The organism is Jiangella anatolica (genome assembly GCF_003236295.1).
Taxonomy (GTDB): Bacteria; Actinomycetota; Actinomycetes; order Jiangellales; family Jiangellaceae; genus Jiangella; species Jiangella anatolica.
This window is the reverse complement of sequence record NZ_POTW01000061.1, coordinates 22,826-39,635: the sequence shown is the minus strand read 5'-3', so window position 1 is coordinate 39,635 and position 16,810 is coordinate 22,826. Positions and strand designations below refer to the sequence as shown.

Here is a 16,810-nt window from a genome sequence, read left to right as displayed (position 1 = left end):
CCCCTGCCCGCACCCCCGCCCGGCGGTCGACCCAGTGGCCGGCGTCGACCCCATACCGCCGCCCGCGCCTGCGCTCGAGCAGCCCGGATCGCCGGCAGTGACGCGTCGATGTCATCGGCCAACTTGGCGATGACCCGCGACACCGTCGGGTCGGAAGCCACCGGCCCAAACAACTCGGGTTGAGCGCGCACCACCGCCAGGTCTGCCAGACAGTCACCTCCGAGAGCGACCGCCGTCGCGACGTCGAGGAGCACCTTGCCGGGGTCGTGGACCACCCGATCCGAACGCCACGGCACCAACGCCGCCGCGAGCAGCCGGTCGATACCCGCGACCCGGACCGTCTCGTTGAGGAGCACCGCCCCCGACGAAGAGACCAACGACTCGCGCACAGCATCCACAACAAGACTCTGACCAGGGCTACGCTTCACCTACGGAGTGCCTTTCAACGCGGCGGATCTTGACCTTCGACAAGCCAAGAATCCCGCGCTGAACAGGCACTTCCGTGCATCACACGCCGCACACGACCCCAGAGACGTGAAAGCCCGAGGCTAGCTCCGCACGCCGATCTCGTTCAGCAGCGTGAGCACGCGTCGCTCGATCTCGTCGCGGATGGGACGGACGGCGGCGAGGTCCTGGCCGGCGGGGTCCTCGAGGGTCCAGTCCTCGTAGCGCTTGCCGGGGAACAGCGGGCAGGCGTCGCCGCAGCCCATGGTGACGACGACGTCGGCGGCGCGGACGATCTCGTCGGTCCAGGGCTTGGGGTACTCGGCGGAGATGTCGATGCCGCGCTCGGCCATGGCGGCGACGGCGACCGGGTTGATCTGCGCGCCGGGCTCGGAGCCGCCGGACCAGCCGATCGCCTCGTCGCCGGCGTGGTGCTGGAAGAAGCCCAGCGCCATCTGCGAGCGGCCGGCGTTGTGCACGCAGAGGAACAGCACGGTGGGCCGGCCGTCGTCGCTGCGTCCCTCGACCCGGGCCAGCGCGGTGAGCCGCTGCCGCGCGAACCGTTCGGCCAGCAGCGGGAGGAAGTTCGCGACGACCGCGCGGCCGGCGAACTGGTCGTAGGACGTGTGCAGGAACCGTTCGATCGTCTCCTGCCCGAAGGTGCCCTCGAAGTCGCCGGCCAGCCGGGTGGCGGCGGTGGTGAGCGCGTACTGCTGGTCCAGGGTGATGTCGGCGTTCGCCATGATCGTTCTCCTCTCAGATCGCCGCGAGGCGCGCGGCGAGGCCGTCGACCCGGTGGGCGAGGGCGGTGACGGTGGTGTCGAAGGCGTCGGCGGTGCCCGCGCGGACGGGGTCCGGGATGGACCAGTGCAGCCCGCCGAGGTCGCCGAGCTCCTCGTGGGCGTGGTCGCAGACGGTGATGACGAAGTCGTCGTCGGCGGCGACGTCGGCCAACCGCCGGGGCCGGGTCGCGTGCAGGGCGAGCCGGTGGCGGCGGGCCGCGGCGACGGCGCCAGGGTCGACCCGGTCGGCCGGGTGGGTGCCGGCCGAGGCGACCGGGATCGGGCTGGTGCGCCGCCAGAGCGCCGCGGCGAGCTGGGAGCGGGCGGAGTTCGCCGTGCAGACGAACACGACGCGGTGGGCGTGGCCGACGGCGCCGGGGGTCAGCCCGTCGAGCGCGCCGGGCGTGAGCCGGACGTAGCTGCGCCGACGGTCGGCCTCGGACCGGCCGCGCGTGAGCAGGCCCGCGGTCTCCAGGGTCTTGAGGTGGTGGGCCAGCAGGTTCGACGGCATGCCGAGCCTGGCCTGCAGCTCGCTGGGGGAGAGGTCGCCGAGGCTGAGCAGGTCGACGATGTGCAGCCGCGCCGGATCCGACAGCGCCGCATACGTGGCGGCCCGCCGCTCCAGGGTTGTTCGCTCAGCGTTCATTGCCTCAATATTGACTGAGCTATCTCCTGTCGTCAAGGATGGGGCGCGTGATGACACGACGGCTGCTGGCCGAGTTCCTCGGCGCCGGCCTCCTGGTGGCGGTGGTGGTGGGGTCGGGGACCGCGGCGCAGCGGCTGTCGCCGGACGACACCGGTCTGCAACTGCTGCAGAACAGCACCGCGACGGTGCTGGGGCTGGCGGTGCTGATCCTGCTGTTCGGTCCGGTGTCCGGTGCGCACTTCAACCCGGTGGTGTCGGTGGCGGACTGGTGGCTGGGCCGCGGGTCCGGCACGGGCCTGTCCGGTGGTGCGGCCGGCGCCTACGTGGTGGCGCAGTGTGCCGGCGGGATCGGCGGCGCGCTGCTGGCGAACGCCATGTTCTCCGTCGACGGTGGGCTCGCGACGACGGAGCGCACCGGGACCGGGTTGCTGCTGGGCGAGGTGGTGGCGACGGCCGGGCTGGTGCTGCTGATCTTCGCCCTCGTCCGGACCGGCCGGGCCGCGCTGGCGGCGCCGGCCGTCGGCGCCTACATCGGGGCGGCGTACTGGTTCACCAGCTCCACCTCGTTCGCCAACCCGGCCGTCACAGTAGGCCGGATCTTCTCCGACACCTTCGCCGGCATCGCGCCGTCGTCGGCGCCGGCCTTCGTCGCCGCCCAGCTGGTGGGCGCCGCCGTCGGCGTCGTGCTCGTCCTCGCCCTGTACCCCGCGCCCGCGCGGGTCCGACTCTGAGAGGCACCCATGCACATCGTCGCCGTCGGCGGCAGCGACGCCGGCATCTCCGCCGCGCTGCGCGCCCGCGAACTGGACCCCTCGGCCGAGGTGACCGTGGTGGTCGCCGACGCCTACCCGAACTTCTCCATCTGCGGGATCCCGTACTACCTCTCCGGCGAGGTGGGCCACTGGTCGAACCTGGCCCACCGCACGCATGCCGACCTCGAGGCCACCGGGATGCGGCTGCGGCTGGACACGCTCGCGACCGGGATCGACGTCGACGGGCGGCGGCTCGCGTTGCGCGAGAGCGACGGCACGGAGACCACGCTGGGCTACGACGAGCTGGTCGTCGGCACCGGCGCGCTACCGGTGCGCCCGCCGATCGCGGGCCTGGACCCGCTGGGGGCGGCCGACGGCGTGCACGTGCTGCACTCGATGGACGACACGTTCGCCCTCGAACGCAGCCTGGACCGGATCCGGCCGGCCACGGCGCTGATCGTCGGCGCCGGCTATGTCGGGCTGGAGATGGCCGAGGGGCTGACCACGCGCGGGATCGCCGTCACGCAGGTCGAGATGCTGCCCGAGGTTCTGCCCACCGTCGACCCCGAGCTCGGCGCGCTCGTGCACGCCGAGCTGGACCGGCACGGCGTCACCGTCCACACCGGCTCGACGGTGACGAGGGTCGGCCGCGGCGACGCGGGCCTGCACGTCGAGGGCGCCGGGCCTGACGGCGAGCCGCTGGCCTGGGACGTCGACCTCGTCCTCGTCGTGGTCGGGGTGCGCCCGGACGCCGACCTGCTCGTCGCGGCCGGGGCACGGACGGGCCCGCGCGGCGCCGTCGTCGTCGACGAGACCATGGCGACCGGGCTGCCGCACGTGTGGGCGGCCGGCGACTGCGTCGTCACCCATCACCGTCAGCTCGGCGTCACCTACCTGCCGCTGGGCACGACGGCGCACAAGCAGGGCCGCGTCGCCGGCGAGAACGCCCTCGGCGGCGCGGCGCGGTTCGCCGGCAGCCTCGGCACCCAGGTCGTGAAGGTGTTCGACCTCGTCGCGGCCCGCACCGGGCTGCGCGAGCACGAGGCGACGGCGGCCGGGTTCACGCCGGTCAGTGCGACCGCGACCCCGGACGACCACAAGGCCTACTACCCGGGCGCCCAGCCGATCACGATCCGCGTCACTGGCGACGTCGGGACCGGCCTGCTCCTCGGCGCGCAGCTCGTCGGCGCGCGCGGCACCGAGACCGCCAAGCGCGTCGACACCTACGCCACCGCGCTGTTCCACGGCATGACCGTCGACGGGTTCAGCGAGCTCGACCTCTCCTACACTCCGCCGCTCGGATCGCCCTGGGACGCGACCCAGCTGGCCACCCAGGCGTGGGCCCGGCTCAGCCGCCGGTGAGCGTCGCCACCTCGTCGCTCACGGTGGCCCAGCGGCCCAGGCGGATCGACTCCAGCATCGTCCCGTAGGCGTGCGCCCACCACGACGTCTCGCCGCCGTCGAGCAGCGCGGCGACGTACTCGGCCAGGGTGACCTCCACGTGGCGGGCGCCCTCCGCGGCGACCACCTCGGCGACGGCGGGCGCGGCCGGCCCGGTGAGGTCGTGGTGCGTGCCCGACGGCGGGCGCAGCGCCAGCGCGGCCAGCGACCGTGCGACGTCGGCCCGGGCGACCAGCGACACCCGGGCGTCGCCGGCGGGCAGCCGGACCTCGTCGCCGCGCCGGGCGCCCCGCACGAGGGACCGGAAGAACTCGGTGTAGACCGACGCGCGGGCCAGTGAGTAGCCGCAGCCGCTGGCCTCCAGCAGCCGCTCGGTGTGCCCGTTGGTGACGGCGTAGCAGAACGGCGACTCGACGTCGGCGTCCAGGCCGCTCAGCGCGACGACGTGCCCGACGCGCGCGTCGGCGGCGGCCGCCACGACGTTCGCGTGGTGCAGCATGACGGTGGCCGCGTGGCCGTCGCTGGACACGAACACCAGCGTGTCGACGCCGTCCAACGCCGCCCGCAGCGACGCGGGGTCGGCATAGTCGGCGGGCGCGACGGTGACCCCCGGCGGCGGCGTGTACGGCGACGCCGGCCGCACCAGTGCGACCACGTCGTGCTCCGGCGCCAGCAGCTCGGCCACCCGGCCGCCGACCCGCCCGCTCGCCCCCGTCACCGCGATCCGCACGTCGTGAGCGTAGGCGAGGCTAGGATCGGCGGCCATGACCGGAACCGCCGCGATCGCCGCGCTGCCGAAGGCCGAGCTGCACCTGCACCTCGTCGGGTCGGCGTCGGTCCAGACGGTGCTGGCGCTGGCCACCCGCACGCCGGGCGCCGGCGTGCCGCTCGACCCGGCCGAGCTGGCCGCGTTCTACACGTTCCGCGACTTCGCGCACTTCATCGACGTCTACAACGCCGTCGACCGGCTGGTGACGACGCCGGCCGACGTCACGACGCTGGTGGTCGGCGCGGCCCGGGACGCGGCGGTCAGCAACGTGCGCTGGCTGGAGCTGACCGTCACCGCGGCGACCCACCTGAAGGCCGGCATCGACGGCGGCGCGCTGCGGGCGGCGCTGGAGGAGGGCCGGGAGCGGGCCCGGTCCGAGCACGGGGTGGAGATCGGCTGGATCGTCGACATCCCGGGGGAGCAGGGGCTCGGCGCCGCCGACGCGACGGTCGACTTCCTGACCCGGCACGCGCCGGCGGGGACGGTCGCGATCGGGCTGGCCGGCCTGGAGCCGGACGCCCCGCGCCGCGACTTCGTCCGCCACGTTGCGCAGGCCCGCGACCTGGGGCTGCGGGCCGCGATCCATGCCGGCGAGGCGAGCGGCCCGGAGTCGGTGCACGACGCGCTGTCGCTGCTGCACGCCGACCGGATCGGCCACGGCCTGCGCGCCGCCGACGACCCGTCCCTGGTGGCGTTCCTCGCCGACGCGGGCACGCCGCTGGAGGTCTGCGTCACGTCGAACGTCTGCACCGGCGTCGTCGCCGGACCCGACGCGCACCCCGTCGCCGCGCTGGCGGCCGCGGGTGTCGTCGTGGTGCCGGGGACGGACGACCCGGGCATGTTCGGCACCGACCTCAACGCGGAGTACGCGCTGGTCGCGCGGCTGACCGGCCACGACCCCGCCGACCTCGCCCGGGCCGGCGTCGCCGCCTCGTTCGCGCCGGACGCCGTCAAGGCCGCCCTGCTGGCCGAGCTGGGTGCCTAGGCGGCGCTGCCGAAGACCGGCCGGCTCGGCGCCACGTCCTCGTCGTCGGGGACGCCGATGTTCTGGCAGGCGGTGAGCAGCCAGCGGCCGTCCTCCTTGGCCAGGATCCACAGCGGCGAGCCGACGTCGAGGCCGTCCGGTGTGCTGTACACCTGTCGCAGCTTCACGGCGGCGACATCGGGGCGGATGAACATCACGTGCTCCAGCTCGAACCGCACCGACAGGCCGCGCATGCCGCCGGGCAGCACCTCGCGGGTGAACCGGGCGATCTCGTCCAGCCCGTAGAGCCGCTTGCCGCCGCCGGTGGTCCAGATCGCGTCCGGCCGGAACAGCGCCAGGAACTCGTCGGGCAACTCGTGGTTCTGCGCGTGCTCGACGGTGTCGATGACGCGGCGGATCGCGTCCAGTTCGGCCGCCGCGCCGCCCGCGTCGATGTCTGTGGTCATGCCACCAGCCTGCAACCTCAAGCGCGGTTCAGGTCAAGGCATCACCCGGATCGGGTGGGGCCGGAAGGGTCTCTTACCGCGACGATCCAGACGGGGGTGGTCCGGATGAGCGAGGTGGCGTTGCCGATCATGTCCAGCGACCGGCTGGGTGAGCTGCTCGCGCTGCTCAAGGGAGCCGACACGGTCGAGCTGAAGCTGAGCGTGCCCGACGGCGACCAGCGGTCGGCGGTCTCGGCGCTGGGGATGGATCCGCTGGACGCGCAGATCCGGCAGGTGGTGTTCTTCGACACCCCGGATCTGACGCTGGACCGCCACGGCGTGGTGGTGCGGGCCCGGCGGGTACAGCGCCGGCCGGGCGACGCGGTGGTGAAGCTGCGGCCGGTGCGACCGGAGAAGCTGCCGGCGTCGCTGCGCCGGTCGCCGGACTTCGGGGTCGAGGTCGACGCGATGCCGGGCGGCTCGTTCGTCGCGTCCGGCACGATGAAGGCGCCGGTCGACAACGCGCACGTGGCCGACGTGCTGAGCGGGCAGCGGCCGATCCGCAAGCTGTTCACCAAACAGCAGCGCGACCTGTTCGCCGCACACGGGCCGGAGGGCGTCGAGCTGGATGAGCTGCGCCCGCTCGGCCCGATCACCATCATGAAGCTCAAGTTCACGCCCGGCGACTACGGCCGCCGGCTGGTCGCGGAGCTGTGGTTCTACCCCGACGGCGGCCGGATCCTGGAGCTGTCCACCAAGTGCCCGCCCGGCGAGGCGCTCAACGTCGCCGCCGAGTCGCGGGCGTTCCTCGGCGCGCGCGGCATCGCCCTCGGCGGCGTGCAGCAGACCAAGACCCGCACGGCGCTGGCCTACTTCTCCGGCCAGCTGACCTAGGACGGGGGTGGCGGCTCCGCGGCGGCGACGGCGGCCGCGGCTTCGGCGCTGACGGCGTGCCGGGCGATGCTGCGGTAGCCCTCGATGGCCTCCTGCAGCCGGTCCAGCATCCGGTCCTCGGCGACGGCGATGACGGCGGACGTGCCGGGCTCGAGGCCGTCGCCGACGGCGCGCAGGTCGGCATCCTGGAAGCCCTTGTCGCGCAGCTTGCCCCAGAGTCCGCCGCCGGCAGCCCCGACCGCCGCGGACACCAGCAGGCTAGGCGGGAAGATCAGCCCGACCAGGCCGCCGGCGACGGCGCCGCGCTTGGCCCACGTCCGCCCGCTCGGGTCGCCGGTCTCCTGGAGCGTGACCTTGCCGTCGGCCCGCCGGACCACGACCGCGGCGTCGATGAGCTCGATGACCCCCTCGCGGTCCATCGCGCGCAGCTCCGTCAGGACCTGCCCGGCCTCGTCCTCGGCGCCGAACGCGGCCACGAAGACCTCGATTGTGCTGTCGCTCATGACGACGTCCCTCCCGTGCGCGTCTCGCGGCAGGACCGCGCCTCGTCGAAGGCCTGCTGGAGCGTGTCGTCGGCGGCCGACGCGTAGCCGCCGACGGTGTCGCCGAGAGCGGTGAGCGCCTGGCCGGTCGCGCTCAGCCCGTCCTGCGCCTCGGAGAGCGCGGCGGCGACGTCGTCCTGGCTGCTCGCGTCGGTGAGGCCCTGCAGCGCCTGTGCGACGGAGTCCAGCCCGGACCGGACGTCCCCGGCCTCTCCGCTCAACTCCTGCTGGGCGTCCTCGACGGCCTCGTCGGCGCCGTCGGGCGTGTCGGCGATCGCGTCGACGAGGTCCTGCGCGCTGGCCTGCACGGCGTCCAGCCGGCCGGACAGATCGCCGTCGAGGCCGGAGGTCAGCGCGCGCAGGTCGGAAGACAGCTGGTCCCAGGCCGAGCAGACGCCGTCGGCCCAGTCGGTCGCCGGCGACGCGTCGTCGGCGCAGCCGGCCAGCAGCACGACCGACGCCGCGAGCCCGAGGGTCGCCCGCATCCGGCTCACCCCAGCAGCCGGGCCTTGGCGGCAGCGAACTCCTCGTCGGTGAGCACACCCTGCGCCTTCAGATCGGCCAGGCGGTCCAGCTGGTCGGCCAGCGAGTCGCCGGCCTGCGGGGCGGCGGCGGGCGGTGCAGGCGCGGCCGCGGGTGGCGCTGCCGCGGCCGCGGGTGGCGCGGCCATCGCCTGTTCCTCGTAGGCCTGACGCTGCCAGCGCTCGGCCTGGCGCCGCGACACCCGGTTCGACACCGCCGTCGCCGTGCCGGCCACGACCGCCGTCCGGGCCATGCCGCGCAGCAGTCCCATCGTCCTCACCCCAGCCCGAGGCCCAGGTCGCGCAGCGCGCGCTCGGCCGTCTCCGCCGGGATGCGGGCCTGGTCGGCGACCTCGCCGCCGGCCCGCCGGACGGCGTTGACGAACGGGATCGCCCAGGTGTTCTCCACGACGAGGACGGCGACGGAGGAGCCTGGCGGCAGCCCGGCCGCGACCTCCTCGACGTCCTCGGCATCGAGCATCCCGCCGCCGAGCTGGCCGTCCAGGTCGGCGAAGGCGGGCTTCAGCTCCGGGCCGAGCCCGGCCAGCTCGACCGAGCCGACCGTCCCGTCCTCGTCGCGGTACACGAACATCAGGTCGACGACCCGGATCAGCCCGGTCACGACGAGGTCGCGCAGCGCCGGCACGATCTCGCCCCGGAACTGGTTCCCCGGGAACCTCAGCATCAGGATGTCGACCGGTCCCACGTCCACGGTGTCCATGCGGCCAGCCTCCGCCCCCTCGGCACGCGACGCCTCACCCGTCGCGGGTGAGGGCGTCAGCGCCGGCGGCGGACGGCGGCCCGCGCCACCGACGCGACCAGCGTGCCGATCGCCACCCCGAGCACCAGGTTCAGCCCGGCGGTCGCGACCTCGGCGTCGAGGTCCGCGTCCGACGTGAACGGCGCGACGACGCCGATCACCGTCGCCAGCCCCACGACCCAGCCGAAGAACCGCAGCGGCTGCGGCGTCGTCAGCAGCAGCACGTGCGCCAGGCCGGTGGACACCAGCGCCGCCAGGGCCGCGCCGGCCGCGTACCAGCCGGTGCTCGCGTCGCCCCAGACACCCTCGCCCTCCGGCGCCAGGACCGGGATGTCCAGCACGCCACGGACCAGCACGATCCCGACGACGGCGATGAGCGCGCCGACCAGGGCGGTCGCGACGCCGCCGGACCACAACCGGCGGGCGTCGACCTCGGGTGGCCCGGACCGGGCGTAGGGTTCGCTGGTCATCGGCACAGCCTCCTCGGGGATCAGTCGGGCAGCCGGCGCATCTCCACGATCGTCAGCCCGAGGGCGTCCAGCCGCGCGAGCATGCCCCGCAGCGCCGCCCGGTCGCGCACCGGCCCATAGATCGACGTGCCGCCGGCCGGGCCGTCGGCGACGTCGAACTCGGGAAACGCCGCCCGGACCGTGTCGGAGACGCGGCCGGTGACGAGGAACTCGTAACGCATGTCGATGCGCCCCCATGCAGTGCGGCGGGACTCCTCCACGATGGCGGCCCGGCCACCGGACCGGCTCACCCGCACGGGGTGAGGGGGCCACCCGAGAACGAGGTGCGTGATCCGGTCCCGTTCGGGGTATTCGCCGCTACTGTGAAGATCGTGGTCGAAGCCGCCCAGTTCGCTGGACGGGCCCGGATCCTCGAGCAGAAGCTGCGGGTTCCCAGGATGCCGGCCAGCGCGGTGCCACGCACCCGGCTGCTCCGCGGCCTGGCGGACGCGGAGGCGGACGGGCGCGTGCTGGCGCTGGTCTCGGCCCCGGCCGGAGCGGGCAAGACCATGCTGCTGACGCAGTGGTGGCAGCGGCAGCGCTCGGCCGGCGTCCCGGTGGCCTGGCTGGCGCTGGACGAGCACGACGACGACCCGCACGTGCTCTGGTCCGGGCTGCTGCGCGCCTGCGGCCGCGCGGTGCGCGGGGTCGACGCCGCCGCGGAGGTGCGGCTGGCCGCGCTGACGCCGCCGGGCGACGCGGGCAACCGCGGCTTCCTGACCGCGTTCGCCGAGGCCGTCGACGCGCTCGGCGGACCGCTGTGGATGCTGATCGACGACGTGCACGTGATCGCGTCGCCGCGCGGGCTGGCCTGCCTCGCCGGGCTGATCCGGTACCGTCCGGCCGGCCTGCGGCTCGTGCTCGGCAGCCGGTTCGACCCACCGCTGCCGGTGGCCCGGATGGTGCTGGACGGGCAGGCCGCCGAGGTCCGCGCGGCCGACCTCGCGTTCGACCGCGACGAGGCCGGCCAGCTGCTGCGCCACCGGCGCCTGGAGCTGACCGAGCCGGACCTGGACCTGCTGCTGGAACGGACCGAGGGCTGGGCGGCCGGGCTCAGCCTGGCCGCGCTGTCACTGGCGTCGCAGGACGACGTGACCAAGTACATCGCCGGGTTCGCCGGCGACGAGCGGCCGCTGGCCGACTACCTGGTCGCGGAGGTGCTCGACGCGCTCTCCGCCGACACCGTCGAGCTGCTGCTGGCCACCGCGGTGGCCGAGACGCTCACCACGGACCTCGCCAGCCGCCTGTCCGGCCGGGCCGACGCCGGCGCCGTCCTGGCCCGGCTGGCCCGCGACAACGCGCTGGTGTCGCGGGTCGGGCGGGCGCCGACGGCGTACCGGGTGCACGGCCTGCTGCGCAGCTTCCTGCTGGCCGAGGGGACCCGGCGCGACGTCGTCGGGCAGCGCCGCGCCCACGTCGAGGCGTCGCGCTGGTTCGCCGACCACGGGCTGCCCGGTCCGGCGCTGGACCACGCGGCCGGCGGCGGCGACTGGCCGCGCACCGCCGAGCTGGTGGACCGGTACGGGCTGCGGCTGCTGCTGTCCGGCGACGCGGGCCGGCTGACGGCGACGATGCGGCAGCTGCCCGACGACCTCGTCACCGAGCCGGTGACGGCGCTGGTCGCGGCGCTGGCGGCGCTGCACGAGGGCGCGCTGGCGGTGGCCCGCCGGCACATCGACCTGGTCGGGCGGGACCCGTCGCGGCATCGGTCCGGGCGGCTGCGGCTGCTGCACACCACCGCGCTGATGTACGAGGCGCGGCTGCGCGGCGACCGCGGCCCGGAGCTGGTGAACCTCATCGCGCTCAGCGACGAGCAGGTGCCCGGCGAGCCGGACCTGCTGCTGCTGGCCGCGGTGAACCGGGGAATCCTCCGGATCTGGTTCGGTGAGTTCCTGGCCGCCGAGGAGGACCTCAACGCCGCCCTGCGGATGGCCCGCCGCGACGGCCGCGACGCGCTGGCGCTGGAGTGCCTGTCCTACCTCGCGGTCAGCGCCGCCGCGCGGGGCGACGCCGACGCCGTCAACCGGCGGACCAGCGAGGCGATCGAGTTCGCCGCGTGCCGCGGCTGGTCGTCGACCGGGCGGATGCCGCCGGTGTACCTGGTGGCGGCCGGCGCCGCGTTCGAGCGGCTCGAGGACGCCGACGCCGCGCGATACCTGGCGCTGCTCGCCGCCGTCGACGCCGACATGGAGCCGGAGGTGGAGCTGTCGGCCCGGCTGCTGCGGGCCTGCCTGGCCGCCGCGGAGACGCCGAACCGGCACGAGGCGGTCCGGCTGCTGCGCCGGGCCTGGCCCTACGACGACGCCGCGCTGCCGCCGACCAGCGTCGTCTACTTCTGCCTGACGGAGCTGCGGCTGGCGCTGGCCGCCGGCGACCGGCCGGCCGCGGGAGAGGCGCTGGCCCGGGCCGAGCGGCTGCTCGGCGAGACCGGCGACGTGCTGGTGCTGCGGGCGCTGGCGCACGCGCACGACGGGCGCAAGGCGGCGGCGCGGGCGGCGCTGCACCCGGTGCTGGCCGGGACGACGGCCTGCCAGCTGGTCGGCGCGGAGATCACCGGCTGGCTGCTGGCCGCGCACTTCGCCGCCGAGCTGGACGAGCCCGCGCGGGCGCACGACGCGCTGCTGCACGCGCTGGACCTCGCCGAGCCGCGGCGGCTGTACCGGGAGTTCGTCGCGGCGTCCGGGCGGGTCCGGTCGCTGCTCATCCACGGGGAGGGGAGGTTCGGGCGGTACGAGCCGTTCGTCCGCACCGTCGTCGGCCTGTTCGGCGACGACGCGGGGGAGGGGGGCACGGCGACGGTGTCCGGCGAGGCGCTCACCGCGCGCGAGCTGGAGTTGCTGCGCGACCTGCCGTCGCTGCTGTCGCTGGAAGAGATCGCCGGCGCGCACGTGCTGAGCGTCAACACCGTCAAGACGCATCTGAAGGCGATCTACCGCAAGTTCGACGTCGGCAGCCGGCGGCAGGCGGTGGACCGCGCGCGGGAGCTGGGGCTGCTGTAGGAGTGCGCCTCACCCGGTGCGGGTGAGGCGAGTTCGATCACCACTGGGCAGGGTGAGCGATGGGCGGGGGGAATGGGGTGGCGCATGGCCAGGCGCAGACGGGGGCTGCGATGAGGTTCCGGCCGGTGGAGGTGCTGATCCTGACCTTCGCCGGCGAGCGGGTCGACCCGCTCGCCGTGGAGGCGCTGCGCGGCGTCGTCGACATGGGCGACGTCACGCTGCTCGACATCGTGTTCGCCACTCGCGAGCCCAACGGCGACCTGCGGGTCGTCGAGTTCGACGAGGGGGCGGACGGGTTCGGCTTCGGCGGGGTGGAGATCGCCGAGGGCGAGCTGGTCAACGACGAGGACATCGCCGTCGTGGCCGACACGCTGCCGCCGGGGCACTCGGCGGTGCTGATCGCGTACGAGAACACCTGGGTGCGCCGGGTCTCCGAGGCGATCCGGGACGGCGGCGGACAGGTCGCGCTGCACGTCCTGATCCCGTCGGAGGCGGCCGGCGACGTATTGAAGGGGGAGTCATGAGTGGACGCTACGACCGGCCCGGGCTACTGGCGACGGTGACCCGGGCGGCGGTCCTGGACGGGACGCCGCAGGTGATCCGGAACGCGGTGACGCACTCGACGGCGCGGCGGCTGCCCGCGCAGGCCCTGCCGCGGGACGACGTGCCGGCCGAGCGGCGGCCGGCGCCGGCGGGCGCCCGGGCCGGCGCGGGCTGATCGGAACCTGCGATGGCCGACGAGGACGCGGGCGCCGAGCTGGCCCGGCTGCGCGCCGAGGTGGCCCGGCTGCGGGCCGCGGCCGACGCGCGTGACGAGGCCCGGGGCGGGGCCCGGGCCGACGCACGGGGTGACGCCGGGCCGGGTGGCGGGCGCTGGCGTGCGGTGCTGGCGCCGCTGCTGATCGGCCTCGGCTGCCTGCTGGCGATCCCGGCGACGGCGGCGGTCTGGCTGGACTCGGTCGTCACCGACACCGACCGGTACGTCGAGACCGTCGGCCCGCTGGCCCGCGATCCCGACGTCCAGCGCGCCGTCACCAACCGGGTGAGCGACCGGGTGGCGCAGGAGCTCGACGTGCCGTCGGTGGTGCGGGAGGCCTCCGACGCGCTGGCGAACCAGGGCGCCGGCCCGCGGGTGACGTCGACGCTGGCGGACCTGGCCGGCCCGATCGGCGGCGCCGTGGACGGCTGGGTGCACGACCAGGTCGGCACCGTCGTCGCGAGCGACCGGTTCGCCGACGTCTGGTCGCAGGCCAACCGGGCCGCGCACCAGGCGGTGCTGACGGCGCTCACCGGCGACACCCAGAACGGCGCGGTCCAGGTCGAGGGGAACACCGTCAGCATCCAGCTCGCGCCGATCGTCGACGATGTCAAGCAGCGGCTGGCCGACGCCGGGTTCAGCCGGGCATCGTCGATCCCGTCGGCGGACGTCCAGCTGACGCTGTTCCAGTCCGACGACGTGGAGAAGGCGCAGGGCGCGCTGCGGCTGCTGGACCGGTTGGGCACCTGGCTGCCGGTCGTCGCGCTGGCGCTGATCGCCGCCGGGGTGATCGTGGCCCGGGGCCGGCGGCGGGCGCTGATCGGCGCCGGCATCGGCCTCGCGGCCGCGATGCTGCTGCTCGGCGCCGCGCTCACCATCGCGCGGCCGGTCTACCTGACCGCCCTGCCGCCGTCCGTCGACGACGCGGCGGCGGGAGCGGTGTTCGACCAGATCGTGTCGCTGCTGCGGACGTCGCTGCGGATGGTGCTGGCCGTCGGACTGGTGGTGGCGCTGGTCGCCTGGCTGACCGGGCCGTCGCCGCAGGCGGTCGCGGTGCGCCGGGGTGTGGGGCGGCTCGGCTCCGTCGGCTCCGCGTGGGGCTGGCGCGACTCGGCCGCCGCCGCCCGGTTGCGGGAGCACAAGCGGCCGGCGCAAGTGGCGGTGCTGGTCGTCGCGGTGGTCGTGTTCGTCTTCTGGAACTACCCGAACGCGGCCGTCGTGCTGGGGATCCTGCTGGTCGCGGGGGTGCTGCTGGCGGCGCTGGAGCTGGTGACCGGTCAGGCGGCGCGGTCCGGGCCGCCGGCGGCCAGGCCCTCGTAGGCGGTGACGGCGGCCGGCAGGTCCGGGTGCACCCGGCCGCCGTCACGCCAGGCCGGCCAGGCAGCCGTCCGCTGCGCCTTCGCCAGCGCCGGCGCCGGGACCAACGCGACCCACAGGTCGATGTCGTGCCGGGCCAGTTGCTGCTCGGTCGCGACGAACGCGTCGATGACGGTGACCGACGTGTCCAGCGTCGCCGCCAGGTCCAGCAGCAGCACCCGCGGCCGCGGGTCCGCCGTCGTCGCCCGGCGCAGCAGCTCGGCCTGCACCGTCCGCACGTTCATCGTGTACAGCGCGCCGCCGATGCGCACGACCAGCAGCCCCGGCGCCGGGCTGTCCTGCGTCAGCACCGGGTGGTTGAGCCGGCGCAGCACCAGGTAGTAGGTGAGGACGACGCCCGCGACGACGCCGGCCAGCAGGTTCGTCACCAGCGCGAACGCGCCGGTGGCGAGCGCGACCAGCAGCTCGGTCCGGTCGATGCGGCCGATCCGGCGCAGCTCGTCGAGGTCGAGCAGACCGGTCACCGCGACCACGACGACGGCGGCCAGCGTCGCCTCCGGCAGGTCGCTGAGCACGGGCGCGAGGAACAGTGCCGCCGCCACCGCGACGCCGGCAGTGACGAGCGAGGCGAGCTGGGTGCGGGCGCCGGCGCCGACGTTGACCATCGTCTGCGAGAACCCGCCGGCCGGCGGCGCCGTCGCGACGAACGCGCCGGCGATCGCGGCCGTCCCGTTGGCCAGCAGCTCGCGTCCGGCGACGATCGGCGGGTCCAGCGGCTCGCGGGTGCTGCGGCCGACGGCGATCGTCTCCATGAACGCCATCAGCGCGATGGCCAGCGCGTACGGCAGCAGCGTCCCGGCGTCGTCCAGCGGCGGCAGGGCGGGGACCGGCAGCCCGCTGGGCACCGGCTCGATCAGCTCGACGCCGCGGCCGGGCAGGTCCGCCCACGCCGTCGCCGCGATCCCGCCGGCGACGGCGAGCAGCGGCCCGGGCACCCGCGGCGCCCATCGGCGCAGCGCCCACAGCCCGCCCAGCGTCGCCGCCGCGACGACGACGGTGGCCCGGTTCGCGTCGCCGAGGTGGCCGGCGGCGTGCCCGACGCCGCGCAGGAACCCGTCCGGCCCGGCGTCGATGCCGAGCAGATGCGGCAGCTGGTCGACGATGATCGTCAGCCCGACGCCGATCTTCAGCCCGGCGACGACGGTGTCGGAGATCGCGTCGACCGTCCAGCCGAGCCGGAGCAGCCAGAACAGCAGCAGCGCCAGCCCGGTGAGCAGCGTCAGCGTGCTGACTGCGGCCATCGCCGCGTCCGGGTCGTCCGGCGTGCCCGCAGCGGCGAGCGCCAGCCCGGCCAGCGCCACGATCGTCGACGTCGTGCTCATGCTCAGCCGGCGGGCGCCGCCGAGCAGCGCGTACGCGGCCATCGGCACGATGCACGTGTAGAGGCCGACCTGCGCCGGCAGCCCGGCCACGCCCGCGTACCCCATCGCCTGCGGGAGCACGACCGCGCCGGCGCCGATCCCCGCCACGACGTCGGCGCGCACGCTCACGCGGACAGTCCGGCGATCGCGTCGCCGATCAGCTTCGCGCCGATCACCAGCAGCACGACCGTCATCACCGCCGCGTTGTTGCTGGCCAGCCAGGTCTTCAGCTCCGCGAGCATGCGGTCGGCCCGGTCGCCGAGCGCCAGCGCGAGGACCACCGGGATCCCCGGTCCGAGCGCGCCGATGACGACGAACACCGCGAGCGCCACGGCCTGCTCCCCGGCGCCGGCGCCGGTCTGCGCGATGGCCGCGGCCGCGGCGATCGTCAGCATGAGGTTCTTCGGGTTGACGGCGGAGAGCGCGGCGCCCAGGCCCAGCGTCTTGGCCGCCGTCCAGGAGTCGAGCGCCGTCATCCAGCCGGGCAGCCGCGGGTCGTCGTCGCCCTTCGGCCTGGTCCGCCAGGTGCGCACGGCCAGCAGCAGCACCAGCAGGCCGAGCACCAGCTTCAGCCACGACACCCACGCCGCCGGCTCGCCGTCGTCGGACGGCCCCGCGGCGGCCGCGAGCAGCAGGAACGCCGTCCCCGCCACGGCCAGCCCGAGCAGCCAGCCGATCAGGAACGCCGGCCCGTTCGACCGGCCGCGGGCGCTGCCGAGCATCAGCACCACTGCGACGATCGGCAGCGGGCTCAGCGCGACGCCCACGCCGAGCGGCAGCACCGCGCCGATCGCCTCACCCATGCCCCGATCCTTGGGCCCACCTGCCCGGGCCGTCGTCACCCGGAGGGGGTGAGGACCGCGGCGGGCGGTCCGGCTCAGGCTGG

General features: G+C 75.2%; 21 protein-coding genes. 8 read left to right on the top strand and 13 right to left on the bottom strand.

Annotated elements, in window-relative coordinates:
• The 3 genes from C1I92_RS21870 to C1I92_RS21860 all read right to left on the bottom strand — a co-directional run.
• The coding region (locus C1I92_RS21870; protein WP_233507152.1) for a transposase at window positions 1–428 on the bottom strand (428 nt) is incomplete at its 3' end.
• Window positions 429–548: 120 nt separating this feature from the next.
• Window positions 549–1,187 carry an arsenate reductase ArsC gene (locus C1I92_RS21865; protein WP_111256769.1) on the bottom strand — a complete coding sequence of 213 codons (639 nt, stop codon included), beginning with the start codon at window positions 1,185–1,187 and terminating at the stop codon, window positions 549–551.
• Window positions 1,188–1,200: 13 nt separating this feature from the next.
• Window positions 1,201–1,872, bottom strand: a complete 672-nt coding sequence (locus C1I92_RS21860) for an arsenate reductase/protein-tyrosine-phosphatase family protein (RefSeq protein WP_111256768.1) — start codon at window positions 1,870–1,872, stop codon at window positions 1,201–1,203.
• 50 nt (window positions 1,873–1,922) lie between these two features.
• On the opposite strand from C1I92_RS21860, the gene C1I92_RS21855 reads away from it, so the two are divergent.
• Complete coding sequence (locus C1I92_RS21855) at window positions 1,923–2,603, top strand: aquaporin (protein WP_111256767.1); 681 nt, start codon at window positions 1,923–1,925, stop codon at window positions 2,601–2,603.
• Between the two features lie 9 nt (window positions 2,604–2,612).
• Window positions 2,613–3,986 carry an FAD-dependent oxidoreductase gene (locus C1I92_RS21850; protein ID WP_111256766.1) on the top strand — a complete coding sequence of 458 codons (1,374 nt, stop codon included), beginning with the start codon at window positions 2,613–2,615 and terminating at the stop codon, window positions 3,984–3,986.
• Here C1I92_RS21850 and C1I92_RS21845 read toward each other — a convergent pair.
• On the bottom strand, window positions 3,973–4,755 hold the full coding sequence (locus C1I92_RS21845; RefSeq protein ID WP_158564233.1) for an NAD(P)H-binding protein: 783 nt from the start codon (window positions 4,753–4,755) through the stop codon (window positions 3,973–3,975). The two genes, C1I92_RS21850 and C1I92_RS21845, sit on opposite strands and share 14 nt — an antisense overlap.
• Before the next feature lie 34 nt (window positions 4,756–4,789).
• On the opposite strand from C1I92_RS21845, the gene add reads away from it, so the two are divergent.
• A complete protein-coding gene (gene add, locus C1I92_RS21840) occupies window positions 4,790–5,779 on the top strand; it encodes an adenosine deaminase (RefSeq protein ID WP_111256764.1) in 990 nt (329 codons plus the stop codon).
• Here the strand turns inward: add and C1I92_RS21835 are convergent.
• On the bottom strand, window positions 5,776–6,225 hold the full coding sequence (locus tag C1I92_RS21835; protein WP_111256763.1) for an SgcJ/EcaC family oxidoreductase: 450 nt from the start codon (window positions 6,223–6,225) through the stop codon (window positions 5,776–5,778). The two genes, add and C1I92_RS21835, sit on opposite strands and share 4 nt — an antisense overlap.
• A 105-nt stretch (window positions 6,226–6,330) precedes the next feature.
• Between C1I92_RS21835 and C1I92_RS21830 the strand changes: the two genes are divergently transcribed.
• The gene (locus C1I92_RS21830) at window positions 6,331–7,098 is read left to right on the top strand and encodes an adenylate cyclase (protein WP_146605233.1); all 768 of its coding nucleotides are present in this window, start codon (window positions 6,331–6,333) and stop codon (window positions 7,096–7,098) included.
• Here the strand turns inward: C1I92_RS21830 and C1I92_RS21825 are convergent.
• Genes C1I92_RS21825 through C1I92_RS21800 form a run of 6 tightly spaced genes read right to left on the bottom strand, consistent with a single transcriptional unit; the run spans window position 7,095 to window position 9,612 of the window.
• Complete coding sequence (locus C1I92_RS21825) at window positions 7,095–7,601, bottom strand: DUF1269 domain-containing protein (protein ID WP_111256761.1); 507 nt, start codon at window positions 7,599–7,601, stop codon at window positions 7,095–7,097. The genes C1I92_RS21830 and C1I92_RS21825 overlap by 4 nt on opposite strands.
• A complete protein-coding gene (locus C1I92_RS21820; protein WP_146605232.1) occupies window positions 7,598–8,125 on the bottom strand; it encodes a hypothetical protein in 528 nt (175 codons plus the stop codon). Before C1I92_RS21820 ends, C1I92_RS21825 begins: the two co-directional genes overlap by 4 nt.
• Before the next feature lie 5 nt (window positions 8,126–8,130).
• Complete coding sequence (locus C1I92_RS21815; protein WP_111256759.1) at window positions 8,131–8,433, bottom strand: SHOCT domain-containing protein; 303 nt, start codon at window positions 8,431–8,433, stop codon at window positions 8,131–8,133.
• A 5-nt stretch (window positions 8,434–8,438) separates the two neighbouring features.
• Window positions 8,439–8,882 carry a DUF6325 family protein gene (locus C1I92_RS21810; RefSeq protein ID WP_199521466.1) on the bottom strand — a complete coding sequence of 148 codons (444 nt, stop codon included), beginning with the start codon at window positions 8,880–8,882 and terminating at the stop codon, window positions 8,439–8,441.
• A 56-nt stretch (window positions 8,883–8,938) separates the two neighbouring features.
• Window positions 8,939–9,391, bottom strand: a complete 453-nt coding sequence (locus C1I92_RS21805; RefSeq protein ID WP_111256758.1) for a DUF6069 family protein — start codon at window positions 9,389–9,391, stop codon at window positions 8,939–8,941.
• Between the two features lie 20 nt (window positions 9,392–9,411).
• Window positions 9,412–9,612, bottom strand: a complete 201-nt coding sequence (locus C1I92_RS21800) for a DUF8691 family protein (protein WP_111256757.1) — start codon at window positions 9,610–9,612, stop codon at window positions 9,412–9,414.
• Between the two features lie 150 nt (window positions 9,613–9,762).
• On the opposite strand from C1I92_RS21800, the gene C1I92_RS21795 reads away from it, so the two are divergent.
• The 4 genes from C1I92_RS21795 (at window position 9,763) to C1I92_RS21780 (ending at window position 14,506) form a co-directional block, all read left to right on the top strand.
• Window positions 9,763–12,429, top strand: a complete 2,667-nt coding sequence (locus C1I92_RS21795; RefSeq protein ID WP_146605231.1) for a winged helix-turn-helix domain-containing protein — start codon at window positions 9,763–9,765, stop codon at window positions 12,427–12,429.
• Between the two features lie 125 nt (window positions 12,430–12,554).
• The gene (locus tag C1I92_RS33970; protein WP_111256755.1) at window positions 12,555–12,953 is read left to right on the top strand and encodes a DUF6325 family protein; all 399 of its coding nucleotides are present in this window, start codon (window positions 12,555–12,557) and stop codon (window positions 12,951–12,953) included.
• Window positions 12,950–13,147: a hypothetical protein gene (locus C1I92_RS21785; protein ID WP_111256754.1), complete on the top strand. Its 198-nt coding sequence runs from the start codon at window positions 12,950–12,952 to the stop codon at window positions 13,145–13,147. Before C1I92_RS33970 ends, C1I92_RS21785 begins: the two co-directional genes overlap by 4 nt.
• Before the next feature lie 12 nt (window positions 13,148–13,159).
• A complete protein-coding gene (locus tag C1I92_RS21780; protein ID WP_111256753.1) occupies window positions 13,160–14,506 on the top strand; it encodes a hypothetical protein in 1,347 nt (448 codons plus the stop codon).
• On the opposite strand, the gene C1I92_RS21775 is transcribed toward C1I92_RS21780, so the two are convergent.
• Complete coding sequence (locus C1I92_RS21775) at window positions 14,464–16,053, bottom strand: SulP family inorganic anion transporter (protein ID WP_158564232.1); 1,590 nt, start codon at window positions 16,051–16,053, stop codon at window positions 14,464–14,466. The genes C1I92_RS21780 and C1I92_RS21775 overlap by 43 nt on opposite strands.
• The gene (locus tag C1I92_RS21770; RefSeq protein ID WP_111256751.1) at window positions 16,050–16,727 is read right to left on the bottom strand and encodes a GAP family protein; all 678 of its coding nucleotides are present in this window, start codon (window positions 16,725–16,727) and stop codon (window positions 16,050–16,052) included. The genes C1I92_RS21775 and C1I92_RS21770 overlap by 4 nt, the downstream gene beginning before the upstream one ends.
• Window positions 16,728–16,810 lie beyond the last annotated feature (83 nt).